At 46.9% G+C, this 12163-nt stretch carries 9 protein-coding genes; 4 read left to right on the forward strand and 5 right to left on the reverse strand.

Going from position 1 to position 12163, the window contains the following annotated elements; all coding sequences use genetic code 11:
• Positions 1 to 286: 286 nt before the first annotated feature.
• Positions 287 to 1402 (forward strand): transglycosylase SLT domain-containing protein, encoded by a 1116-nt coding sequence (locus FTU69_RS06085; protein ID WP_168398145.1) that lies wholly within the window; start codon positions 287 to 289, stop codon positions 1400 to 1402.
• Between the two features lie 71 nt (positions 1403 to 1473).
• Here the strand turns inward: FTU69_RS06085 and FTU69_RS06090 are convergent, their stop codons facing one another.
• A complete protein-coding gene (locus tag FTU69_RS06090) occupies positions 1474 to 1857 on the reverse strand; it encodes an SCP2 sterol-binding domain-containing protein (protein WP_016659963.1) in 384 nt (127 codons plus the stop codon).
• 216 nt (positions 1858 to 2073) lie between these two features.
• Positions 2074 to 2997 carry a tRNA 2-thiocytidine(32) synthetase TtcA gene (gene ttcA, locus FTU69_RS06095; RefSeq protein WP_005176370.1) on the reverse strand — a complete coding sequence of 308 codons (924 nt, stop codon included), beginning with the start codon at positions 2995 to 2997 and terminating at the stop codon, positions 2074 to 2076.
• Between the two features lie 508 nt (positions 2998 to 3505).
• Here ttcA and FTU69_RS06100 point away from each other — a divergent pair.
• The gene (locus FTU69_RS06100; protein WP_034597413.1) at positions 3506 to 4348 is read left to right on the forward strand and encodes a lytic transglycosylase domain-containing protein; all 843 of its coding nucleotides are present in this window, start codon (positions 3506 to 3508) and stop codon (positions 4346 to 4348) included.
• A gap of 115 nt (positions 4349 to 4463) precedes the next feature.
• Positions 4464 to 5369, forward strand: a complete 906-nt coding sequence (gene htpX, locus FTU69_RS06105; RefSeq protein WP_005176364.1) for a protease HtpX — start codon at positions 4464 to 4466, stop codon at positions 5367 to 5369.
• Between the two features lie 94 nt (positions 5370 to 5463).
• Here htpX and FTU69_RS06110 read toward each other — a convergent pair whose 3' ends face one another.
• The 3 genes from FTU69_RS06110 to FTU69_RS06120 all read right to left on the reverse strand — a co-directional run bounded on the left by FTU69_RS06110 (position 5464) and on the right by FTU69_RS06120 (position 10693).
• On the reverse strand, positions 5464 to 6057 hold the full coding sequence (locus FTU69_RS06110; protein ID WP_180103611.1) for a DUF4112 domain-containing protein: 594 nt from the start codon (positions 6055 to 6057) through the stop codon (positions 5464 to 5466).
• Positions 6058 to 6145: 88 nt separating this feature from the next.
• The gene (mgtE, locus tag FTU69_RS06115; RefSeq protein ID WP_180103612.1) at positions 6146 to 7483 is read right to left on the reverse strand and encodes a magnesium transporter; all 1338 of its coding nucleotides are present in this window, start codon (positions 7481 to 7483) and stop codon (positions 6146 to 6148) included.
• A 117-nt stretch (positions 7484 to 7600) separates the two neighbouring features.
• Positions 7601 to 10693: a multidrug efflux RND transporter permease subunit gene (locus tag FTU69_RS06120; protein WP_180103613.1), complete on the reverse strand. Its 3093-nt coding sequence runs from the start codon at positions 10691 to 10693 to the stop codon at positions 7601 to 7603.
• A 289-nt stretch (positions 10694 to 10982) separates the two neighbouring features.
• Here FTU69_RS06120 and FTU69_RS06125 point away from each other — a divergent pair, with 289 nt between their 5' ends.
• The gene (locus tag FTU69_RS06125) at positions 10983 to 12122 is read left to right on the forward strand and encodes a glycerophosphodiester phosphodiesterase (RefSeq protein ID WP_005176354.1); all 1140 of its coding nucleotides are present in this window, start codon (positions 10983 to 10985) and stop codon (positions 12120 to 12122) included.
• Positions 12123 to 12163: the final 41 nt, after the last annotated feature.

A 12163-nucleotide genomic window follows, 5' to 3' on the forward strand; every position in this document is an offset into this window, starting at 1 on the left:
ATAAAATATTTTTCCTAAATAGAATCATTTACTTATGAAACAGTTTTTTATTTTTTTATGGACAAAATTTGACAACTCAAATTTTGGTCTTTATTATGCGCACATCTTTTAATTGTGATCATTTTTTAACCTGTGTGGCGTAGCCACATTTTTTATCTTTCATCCCATGTCATTTTGAATGACGTCATGAGTGCCCACCCTCTTATTGAATTTATCAAACTTGAAAAAGTCTGAGGCCTTTTGCCTCCTGCTTTGTAGGGCATAAATTACTTGTAGCGGAGACAACATGCACAGTAGTTCAACTTCTGGGTCGAGGCTTGGCCTTCACTCTTTTTTCAACTCTCTCCCTTTAAAAGTCTTAGTATTAAGCAGTGCGTTAATTCCGTTTCATAGTATTAATGCAAGTAAAGCAGCGTATCAGTTTGATCGCGTGGTCAATCACAATAAATTGACCGTGGTTTCTGTTTCGAATCCGACCACCGTGTTTCAGAACAGTCAGCATCTGCATGGCTTTGGTTATGACCTGGTGCGCAACTATGCGCATAGCCTGAATGTCAAACTCGAGTTTAAAACCGTACCGGACAATGCGACAGCGTTGCAATGGGTGGTGTCAGGTAAAGCCAACTTTGCCATGACCACTGCCAGTATTCAGAGCATTGAAAACAAGCATCTGACCGGTTTTTCGGCCACCTGTGGCGATTTAAACACCTTGCAGAAAAATGGCCTAAACAGCAATTTAAACTGGGTATTTAAACATGCCGATGATCCGCTGAGCCAGACCGCCAGTGCCTTTGTCTGCCGTGGCAAACAAAGCGGTGCCATCAACCAGCTGGCCTCGTTCTATAACCAGAATGTGGTTAAGCAGGAATCCTGGAATACTATCCAGCGCGACTTAAGCAATCGCATGCCTTTATATAAGGCCAGCTTCCAGCGCACTGCGCAGCAGTATGATCTGGACTGGCATTTACTGGCGGCCATTGGTTATCAGGAATCGTACTTAAAGCCGAACTCTGTTTCACCAACCGGTGTTCGTGGTTTGATGATGCTGACCAACAGCACAGCCAAAGCCATGGGCGTCAGTAACCGTACCGATCCAACCCAGAGCATTCAGGGCGGTGCCAAGTATTACAACCTGATGCTGAACCGTTATAAGCATATTCCGTTTCCAGACCGTAACTGGTATGCACTGGTGGCCTATAACATGGGTCCGGGTGCCGTGAGCCAGATTCAGAAGCGTATTCAGGCCACCGGTAAAAACCCGAACAACTGGGTCAACCTGTATGCTTACTTAGACGGCAATAAAGCCAAGAACGGACGTTATCGTCAGGCCTTACAATACGTGACCCGTATCCGTGCCTATCTGGAACACATCAAGACCACGCCGCAGCTGGTGAATATTTAAATGCTTCACCGTTGATCTTCAAGGCAAAAAAAAGCTTACCTTCGGGTAAGCTTTTTTGTGTCGGGTCACAATCAGGTGGTTTGCGCCAAAACGTTTTTGAACAGGTCTTTTTGCTCTTGGCTTGGTTTTGCAGTTTGCAATGCCATTAATTGAGACATATCGCCTTGTACTTTGATTTTACCGGTCATGAAGGCTTGCATGGCTGCAGCCATATCAAACTCCAGGAACACTTTACGTAAGGTCTCAGCATCCATATTCAGGGTTGTTTTTGCATTTGCAGACAATCCTTTCTGGATTTTGCCACCGTCTAAAGCTAATTCTGTATTGCCTGAAGCATCCGTAACAACCAAATTAATTGCAAGATTCGCAAGCGCAGGTGGTAAATTTAAGTCACCAGCTTGAGCCGTCAGGTTCTCTACGGTTGCAAACCAATCATCAGATAAAAAAGCAGGCATGATTATTCCTCAATTTATTTGTTCATTTGTGTCGCCTGTCCAGACAACATTTTTGTGAAGCAATGATGCTTGTGACCTGTTATAGCATGTAATCATAAAAGATGGCTAAGATTTTTTGTACGATGCGTTCAAATTTTATATTTTTAATACAATATTGAAATAATTCAAATATATAAAAAAAGCACTGAACTGAAGTTCAATGCTTTTTTTGACTATTTAGTCAGCTGCATAGCCTAAATTGACCATGTTGATGCGGTTGGACTGACCATCTTCATTCTCGTGCGAATAACTGCCTTTAAAGTCAAACTCGCGCTCGCTATCGAGTGCTTCAAAGTCAAACAGCTCGCGGTCTGCCAGTTGCGATGGTGATACATTTTGCAATGCACCAAAAATACTGTGCAGACGTTTTGGATGAGCATTGTCCCATTCACGCAGCATGTCATTGATAATCGCACGTTGCAGATTTTCCTGCGAACCACACAGGTTACATGGAATAATCGGGAACTGGCGCATTTGCGCGTATTTGATGATGTCTTTTTCTTCCACATAAGCCAGTGGACGAATCAGCATATTCTTCTTGTCGGAAGATAACAGCTTCGGTGGCATCGCCTTTAAGCTGCCGCCATGGAACAGGTTCAGGAAGAAAGTCGCCAGAATATCATCACGATGATGCCCCAGTGCCACCTTGGTTGCCCCAATTTCCTGGGCAAAGCCGTACAGTGAACCACGACGCAGACGCGAACACACTGCACAGTAGGTTTTGCCTTCCGGGGTCAGACGCTTGGTAATACTGTAGGTATCTTTTTCCAGAATATAATACGGGATATTATTTTCTTCCAGATAACGCGGCAGCACATCTTCAGGGAAGCCCGGCTGTTTCTGGTCCAGATTCACCGCCACCACATCAAAATGAATCGGGGCAATACGTTTAAACTGCAACAGAATATCCAGTAAGGTATAACTGTCTTTACCACCCGAAATACACACCATGACCTTGTCACCGTCTTCGATCATCTTGTAATCACGAATGGCATGACCCACCTGGCGACGCAGCTTTTTCAGCAAACGGTAATACGCAGAGCTGGTTGGCAGTTCTGGTTTAAAATTAAATCCTTGATCGGACTCAACTGGCGAGAACATAGACGAGATTTACCCATAAAAAAAATACCGCGCAATTTTAGCCGATTCAGTCCCGGCACGCATCAAAAGAATGTAATTTCCTGCTTGTCATTTTTTGTCATCTCGCTGTCTTTATTTTTATGCTAATTTGAACGTTTGCGTTCATCTTTTAAGCAAGATGCTTATCTTTTGGACTTTTCCACAGTTTTCCACAAAAGCTGTGGATAACTTTGTGGATTTAAAACAACTTGACAAGGTCACTTGCCTGCAATTGAAGGCTTCTATTTAAATTGATCATTTTTTAATCAATTTTATTTATAATTAAAATCAATGGTTTAAGTGTGTCAAGCAGACCAGAATAAAAAAAATAAATATTTTTTTTGATTGTTCTGTCAGCAAACAGGGCTTGATTTTTACAAAGTAAACGGGGAAATAAATGTAAAGACTCTTTTCATCAATGTTTTTTTTGTTAAACTCAAACCACCTGTTTGGGGACAGTATGAACTTCGTTACCATAATGAATACGATAATGTATAAAAGATTACATTTTAAACAACTGGCTTTTTGGGGATGTGTGACGCTGCTTGCGGTTGCATCGCACAGTCATGCCGGACAGATTTATGTCTATAAAGACAATAATGGCTCTACCCTGCTGACCAATCGTAAAAGTTCAGACCAGTCCCTGAAAAAAGTCAAAGTGACGTATTATCCCGACAGCAATATTCATCGTTATAGCAACTGGGGCAGCTCTGAAGCATCGGTCTTACCAAGCTATAGCCGCAATAAAAATGCCTTTGACCATATTATCCAGCAGGCCGCGCAGCGCCACGGTATTTCGTCTGGGCTGATTAAAGCCGTCATGCACACCGAGTCCGGCTTTAATGTCAATGCTCGCTCTCCGGTCGGGGCCCAAGGCTTAATGCAGCTGATGCCGGCCACTGCCAAACGTTTTCAGGTTTCTAATGCCTACGATCCTTATGAAAATATTATGGCCGGGGCCAAATATCTGGCCTGGTTACTAAAACGTTTTAACGGTAATACATCCTTAGCATTGGCCGGTTATAATGCCGGTGAAGGCAATGTCGCCAAATACGGTGGCATTCCGCCCTTCCGTGAAACTCAGGACTATGTGCGCCGCGTGACCAGCCGTTATCACAATCTGTATGCCGGTGGTGTCAGCAGTAGCGATCAGGGACCGTTACTGGCCCAATCCAATACGCTTTCTTCTGGTTCGCATTTAACTGCAGCCCAGCCTGCACGCCCATCGCGTGAAATTATTGTTGCCGCAGATGGCAGCTTTACCGATGCACCGGTCCGCTCCTATGCCACGGCACATGCCTCTGCTGCAGCCCGAATCACCATTTCGGACTAAGACGATTTTTTGTTGATTTTCACGATTTTTTCTTGAATTTTTAATACATTCACCGCATATTTACTTGCATGATTTATGAATCAGATTACATTTTCATTTTAAGAGGATTTACTCAATGATGCGGATTGGTTTGTTCTTGCTAACCAACCTCGCGGTACTGGTTGTAGCTGGCATTATTTTGTCACTCTTCGGTGTCGGTAGTTACCATGGCGCGGGTGGCTTAAATCTAGGCAACCTGTTGGTCATCTGTTTTGTCTTCGGTATGGTCGGTTCTTTAATTTCCCTGTTCATGTCTAAATGGATGGCGAAAAAAACCACCGGTACAGAGCTGATTGACCCGAATGCCCCACGTAACCAGGCTGAAGCGTGGTTATTAAATGAAGTTGCACAATTGTCGCAACGTGCTGGCATTAAAATGCCAGAAGTGGGTATCTTCCCTTCTTATCAGTCGAATGCCTTTGCAACCGGCTGGAACAAGAATGATGCTTTGGTGGCGGTTTCAACCGGTCTGCTGGAGCGTATGAACAAAGATGAATTACGTGCCGTACTGGCGCACGAAATTGGTCACGTGGCCAATGGTGACATGGTTACGCTGGCGTTAATCCAGGGTGTGGTCAACGCCTTCGTGATGTTCTTTGCCCGTGTTGCCGGTGATTTCATTGATCGTAACGTATTTGGCCGTGAAGATGGCGAAGCGCCAGGCATTGCCTACTTCGTGATTACCATTGTGCTGGATATCGTGTTTGGTATTCTGGCTTCGGCCATTGTGATGTGGTTCTCGCGTCAACGTGAATACCGCGCCGATGAAGCGGGTGCCCGTCTGGCTGGCAAACAGGCCATGATTTCTGCCCTGTTACGCTTACAGGCCGAATCTGAAATGCCAGATGCAATGCCAAAAGAAATGAAAGCCTTCGCGATTTCTGCCGGTCAGGAACAAGGGTTTAGTCTGGCAGCGTTATTCCAGACCCACCCGACCATTGAACAGCGTGTGGCGGCATTACAGCAGTTAAACCTGCCTTAATAATAATGCCCAACCGTTAAATAGACAAAAGCCTCCATATGGAGGCTTTTGTTTTTATGTGTGATAGATACTGGTTGGAATGATGACAGCTTACTTAAAGATTTAAACCCTGCATCCACTGCCAGACCCATTGCAGCCCGGCCAAGGTCGCCACCACCAGAATGATCAGGAACAACAGGCCTAATAAATCAGGAAGATGAATCCACAGCCAGGCCACCACAGGATTACGCCAGAATGCCGAATATTGCTGCTTCTGCTCCAGTTTTTCATGCAAGAAAGGATGCACCACATGATGGTCACTCTGGATATCATATTCCTGCCGGATATGCTCATGCACAATATCCAGCGCCTTACGGCTAGGGCGAATAAAAATATCAAAAATCGTCCCGGCAATCGGAATAAAGCCCACCACCGCATCCATAACCGCCAGCTTCATGACCGGATTCAGTTTGGCTTGTGGCACGCCGACCTGTTTGGCTTTATAAATTGCATAACAGGTCAGTACAAAACCGGCCAGATCGCCGGCCACCGGAATGGTACTTAAAGCCGCATCAGCGCCCACGCCCTGTTTGGTAAACGGAATCCGCACCACCGAATCCATCATATTGGCAAACTTGGCCAGATCACGCTCCAGGCGAATCACCTCTTGCCGGGAAAGTTTGGGTTTGGTGCTGTGCAGCTCTGTCATGAATCAACCTGATTTTTATCTATTTATGTCATGTTTTTACTATACTCGAGCGCGCTGCTCAAACGTTTTACTGCTTTGTAAATACAGGCTAAAACAACAGCTGTGAGGCAATAAACAGATAAACCACCACCCCGCTGGCATCGCAAATTGAGGTCACCAGAGGTGCCGACGCACTGGCCGGGTCCAGTTTCAGCTTATTGAGAATAAACGGCAGGCTCATGCCAACCAGACAGCCCATCAGCACAATGCCCAGCATACTTAAGGCCAACACCACCGCCACCATCAAATCGCCACGCACATAACCCAGTACCGACACGGCCAGTGCCATGGTGCCACCTAAACAAAGCGCCACCAGACTTTCCCGCCCGAGCAGATAGAACCAGTCACGAAAATGCACATCGCCGGTGGCTAAAGCACGGACCATTAAGGTCGCCGATTGCGCCCCGGCATTCCCGCCACTACCGACCAGCAAGGGCAAGAAGAACACCAGCACAATATGCGCGGCAATAATCTCTTCAAAATGGGCAATCCCAAAACCGGACAGCAAACTGCCAAACACCAGAAATACCAGCCAGAACACGCGCTGGCGATATAAAGATAAAATTGGTGCATTTTTCAGGCTCAGGTTGGGCAAGGATTCAATCGCACCGGATTTTAAAATATCTTCAGTAGTTTCGGCCTCGACAATGTCCATGGCATCATCATAGGTGACAATCCCGACCAGACGCTGCGCCTGATCAACAATCGGCAAGGCCAGAAAATCATAATGCGCCAGCTTCCAGGCAATCTGTTCCTGATCTTCATCGACCTGGCCCATCACCAGATCCGTGGTCATGAGATGCTGCAGCTGTACCTCTGGCGCGGCCTGAACAATCTGCCGCAAGGACACCACACCGAGCAGATGCTGTAGCGCATCTACAATATAAATCAGGTACAGGGTTTCCCGGTCTGCCGCCACCTGACGCAACTGTTCAATCGCCTGCTGGATCGTCAGCTCTGGGGATAAAGTCACAAAATCCGAACTCATGATCGCCCCGGCAGATTCTTCCGGGTAAGCCGCCAGCTGCTGAATTTGCTGACGTTTTTCCGGGGCCAGCTCGGCCAGAATCCACGGCTGTAGCGTCGGACTCAAACCTTTAAACAGGTCGGTCCGGTCATCTGAATGCATGGCACTCATCAGCTGCAACAAATCGGCTGGGTCCAGCTGTTCGGCAATTTGCGCCTGCACAGTTTTTGGCAAAAACTCAAAGATCAGCGCGGCCTGCTCCAGGGTGGGAATCAATCGAACTTGCGCTTGCAGCGACAGCTGTTCAATCCAGACCGCCAAATCGGCCGGATTCATATGCGCAATCAGGGTCTGTACCCGCTCTGGATGCTGCTGCAAAATGGCCTGTTCCAGTGCCTGAAGTTCAAAAGGATTCAGCATAAACTCTCATCATTATTCTTGGTTATTTTTTAAAATGTAAAGTGATTTGCACTGCATCTGCGTGCTGCCGCAGTGTCCCTGAAGCAGCAGCATTTTTCTCTGTATAAACCCGGCGGATCAGGCCTGTTTCAGTTTAAAGATCGAACGCACCAGTACATACATAAAGGGAATAAAGATCAGCGCCAGAACCGTACCGAAAATCACCCCACCCAGCACACTCACGCCAATTTCCTGACGGCTGACCGCACCGGCACCAAAGGCAAATACCAGCGGAATGACCCCGGCCCCAAAGGCCAGCGAGGTCATCAGAATAGGACGTAAACGCAGACTCGCTCCTTCCAGTGCGGCTTCCACGGCGCTGCGCCCCTGCTGCTGCGCCATCGAAGCAAACTCGACAATCAGAATCGCATTTTTACAGGACAGGCCGATGGTGGTCAGCAGTGCAATCTGGAAATAGATATCATTCGGGAACCCGGCCAGGTAGCTGAACAAGATATTACCACCAATACCCAGTGGAATCGCGCTCATCACCGCAGTTGGAATGGTCCAGCTTTCATACAGCGCTGCCAGACACAGGAAGATAAAACCAATTGATACCAGATACAGCAATAAAGCCTGATTGCTGGACTGCTTTTCTTCAAAGGACAAGCCGCTCCAGGCCAGATCAACACCGTCCTGCTGGTCAACCAGCTGCTGAATATCCTGCATGGCCTGACCAGAGCTGGCACCGGCTGCGGTATCGGCTTCCATTTCCAGTGCGGTATAGCCCATAAACCGGTTCACCACTTCTGGTCCGCCGCCCCAGCTCAGGGTAGAGAAATTACCAAACGGCACCATCTGCCCGTTGGCATTACGGACCGACCAGGCCTGCAAATCTTCCGGGGTGGCACGGAACTCGGCATCACCCTGCATAATCACCCGTTTAATCCGGCCACGATCAATAAAGTCATTGATATAACTGCCGCCCCATGCCGCCGACAAGGTGCTGTTAATCGCGCCTTGGCTCAGGCCATTGGCCATGGCCTGTTTCTGATGAATATTGACATTCAGCTCGGCTTTTTCCGGATTGGATTTTTTATCCAGATTGGCAAAGCTGGAATAACGGTCGGCCTGACTGCGCAGGCTCTGGAATTGCTGCTCCAGATAATCACGGCCCTGCCCATTTAAATCTCGCAGCCAAAACTGCAGGCCATCGGTCTGGCCTAAACCGCGCACCGAGGCCGGCATCCCAATCATAATCTGCGCATCTGGATGACGCTGGAAATGCTGCATGGCCCGCTCACGAATTGCCTGCGCAGCATTGTCACTGCCCGGACGATCATCCCAGTGTTTCAGCGCAATAAAGCCCTGCCCCAAGTTCTGACCAGTACCTGAGAAATTACGGCCATAGCGAATCATCACCAGATCAACATTGGCCTGTTCCTGTGCAATAAAATAGGCACGAATCGTTCCCCCAACTTCACGGCTTTTTGACAGGGGCGCGCCTTCTTGCAATTTAAATTGTACCGTGAGCATGCCCTGATCTTCACTTGGAATAAAGCTGGTCGGCAAGGCTCGATAGAACAAGGCAAATACCCCGATTAAAGCCACAAAAATCACCAGACAGATGGTGCGATGTTGCAGGGTCCAGCTTGAAGAACGCAGATAATGCTGTTTCAGATTTTCCAGTTTCTGATTAAACCAGGCGGCCCATCGGGCGGTTTTCTGCTTTGGCTTTAAAATTAAGGCACATAAGGCCGGGGTTAAAATCAGTGCCACCAGCAAAGATAAGGACATCGCGGCCACCAGGGTGATGGAAAACTGACGGTAGATGACCCCGGTCGAGCCACCAAAAAATGCCATCGGAATAAACACCGCGGTCAGCACCAAGGTAATCCCGACCAGTGCCCCGCTAATTTCCTGCATCGACTGGATTGCCGCCTGTTTGGCTGAAAGCTGCTGCTCATGCATCAAACGCTCAACATTTTCTACGACCACAATCGCATCATCGACCAGCAGGCCAATCGCCAGTACCAGCGCAAACAGGGTTAAGGTATTGATGGTCATGCCCAGCACATACAGCACTGTCAGGGTACCTAAAATCACCACCGGTACGGTGATGGTCGGAATTAAGGTAGCGCGCCAGTTCTGTAAAAACAGGAACATCACGATCACCACCAGAATAATCGCTTCAATGAGGGTTTTTACCACCTCTTTCATCGACTCCTTCACAAACGGCGTATTATCGCGTGGATAGACTATCTTGTAGCCTTCAGGCAACTGTTTGGAGAGATGATCAATTTCCTGCTGGATTAAAGCCGAGGTCGCCAGTGCATTGGCGCCAGAGGCCAGGGAGATGCCCAGCGCAGCTGAAGGATAGCCGTTAATCGTATTAAAGGACTGATAATTTTCTGCCCCCAGCTCGACCCGCGCCACATCTTTTAAATAAACAAAACTGCCGTCCTGGGCCGACTTTAAAATTACATTTTCAAATTCTTCGACAGTTTTTAAACGTGAACCGGAGGTGACTTTGGCATTTAAATACTGATCGGTTGCGGTGGGTAAATCGCCAATACTGCCGGCTGCCACCTGGGTATTCTGGGCTTCAACAGCGGCCCGAATATCGCTTGGCATTAAGGCATACTGTTTCAGTTTTAAAGGATTCAACCAGATTCGCATGGCATATTGCGAACCGAAGACATCCACCTCACCCACGCCTTCAATACGCGCCAGATCCTGTTCCAGATGGGTCATCATATAATCGGACAGTTCAATATTGGAACTGTGACCAGAGCTGTCATACAAACCGATGACCATATGGGTATCACCCAGAGATTTAAACACATTCACGCCTTGGCGCTGTACATCTTCAGGCAAACGGTTAATGGCGCTATTAATCGCATTTTGCACCTGTACCTGTGCAGTATCTGGGTCTGTGCCATTTTCAAAACTGATGCTGATACGGCTGCGCCCCGAAGAATCACTACTCGAGCTAAAATACAGCAGATGATCCAGCCCTCGAATCTGCTGCTCCAGCACCTGGGTCACGCTCTCCTCCACTGTTTCTGCCGAAGCCCCGGTATAAGTGGTGCTCACGGTAATGCGCGGCGGGGCAATATCCGGATAACGCTCGACCGGCAAACCTAAAGTGGAAAAAATACCAAACGCCATGACAATAATGGCCAGGACTCCAGCAAAAATAGGACGTTCAATAAAAAATTTTGACAGCATAGATTTGGTCACATGATGGGGTTGAGCCAAGATTTGGTTGAGCACTTCTGAAGGCGCTTTACCCTAGCAAATTTATATTGATATTCAGTGACTAAAGCCCAAAATACAAGAAAATATTACATAAAGATGTGCTGAACGAAAAATAAGGAGAAAATGTGGAGATAAAAGATTTATCTCGCTCTAGCATCATTTACATTGTCGCTATTTTGCAACCTGTCATGAGAATGCAAGTTTTTCCTTCAACACTACGCATGCGTCAAATAAAATAACAGCATCATCAGAGGACCACATGCTAAGAAAAACACTGATACTGACCAGCATTCTCACTTTAACTGCTTGTAATAGTGATGATCGTGATAATCAAACGCATAATCCCACTCCAACGCCGACACCACCGGCCTATGTTGAACCTGAAATTATTATTGTCGGACATCGAGGCGCTAGCGCCTTGCGTCCTGAACATACCTTGGAGGCTTATCAAAAAGCCATTGAGGATGGTGCAGATTTTATTGAGCCTGATCTGGTTCCAACCAAAGATGGTTATTTGGTTGCTCGTCATGAAAATGAAATTGGCGGTACGACCAATGTCAGTGAACTGCCACAATTTGCAGATCGTAAAACCACCAAAATCATTGATGGAGTCAGCTTAACAGGCTGGTTTACCGAAGACTTCACCTTAAGTGAACTGAAGCAGCTGAAAGCCCGCGAACGTATTCCAGATATTCGCCCACAAAACACTCAATATAATGATCAGTTTTTAGTGCCGACGATAGAAGAAATTATTGAACTGGCTGATCAGCACTATCAAAAAACAGGAAAAATTATTGGGCTGTATATTGAGACTAAACACCCAACCTATTTCCAGGATTTAAATCTGGCCATGGAAGACCGTTTATTGAGTAGCTTGGCGAAATATGAATATTCGCGAAGTATTGCCCCGGTCTATCTACAATCTTTTGAAGTTAAAAATCTGCAATATCTACGCAGTCAGCTAGATCGTTTAAACACCTTGCAACATGCAAAAATCATTCAGCTCTACAGCGGACAGAGTTCTCAGCCTGCTGATGCACTAAAAGCAGGTCTGGGGACTACTTATGGTCAATTGGCCAGTGCAGAAGGACTTAAAACGGTTGCGCAATATGCTGATGGTGTGGGACCAAGTAAAACCTATATCGTCAGTAATCAGGGAGTAATCACCAATTTTGTGAGTCTGGCACATGCACAGGGCCTGAAAGTACATCCTTATACCTTGCGCCCAGAAAATGAATTTTTACCTGATCGCCTCGATTGTAGTCCAAATCCTGCTGAGAAGTGTGAAACAGGGGCGTTGGCCGAGTTTGAAATCTTCTTTAAAGCCGGTGTTGATGGTGTCTTTACAGATGATCCTGGACTAGGACGTCAGGCTGCAGACCTGTTTTTAAAACAGTAAAAATTCTCATATATTAAAAAAGACGCGGCATGCGTCTTTTT

Origin of the sequence: Acinetobacter sp. YH12134, from assembly GCF_013418555.1 — a bacterium.
Lineage (GTDB): Bacteria > Pseudomonadota > Gammaproteobacteria > Pseudomonadales > Moraxellaceae > Acinetobacter > Acinetobacter indicus.

Bases quoted from the DNA above. Each gene is read 5' to 3' on its own strand.
- ttcA (WP_005176370.1), bottom strand. From the start codon at position 2,997: ATGTTCTCGCCAGTTGAGTCCGATCAAGGATTTAATTTTAAACCAGAA.
- FTU69_RS06090 (WP_016659963.1), bottom strand. From the start codon at position 1,857: ATGCCTGCTTTTTTATCTGATGATTGGTTTGCAACCGTAGAGAACCTG.
- FTU69_RS06120 (WP_180103613.1), bottom strand. From the start codon at position 10,693: ATGCTGTCAAAATTTTTTATTGAACGTCCTATTTTTGCTGGAGTCCTG.
- FTU69_RS06110 (WP_180103611.1), bottom strand. From the start codon at position 6,057: ATGACAGAGCTGCACAGCACCAAACCCAAACTTTCCCGGCAAGAGGTG.
- FTU69_RS06100 (WP_034597413.1), top strand. From the start codon at position 3,506: ATGTATAAAAGATTACATTTTAAACAACTGGCTTTTTGGGGATGTGTG.
- FTU69_RS06125 (WP_005176354.1), top strand. From the start codon at position 10,983: ATGCTAAGAAAAACACTGATACTGACCAGCATTCTCACTTTAACTGCT.
- FTU69_RS06085 (WP_168398145.1), top strand. From the start codon at position 287: ATGCACAGTAGTTCAACTTCTGGGTCGAGGCTTGGCCTTCACTCTTTT.
- htpX (WP_005176364.1), top strand. From the start codon at position 4,464: ATGATGCGGATTGGTTTGTTCTTGCTAACCAACCTCGCGGTACTGGTT.
- mgtE (WP_180103612.1), bottom strand. From the start codon at position 7,483: ATGCTGAATCCTTTTGAACTTCAGGCACTGGAACAGGCCATTTTGCAG.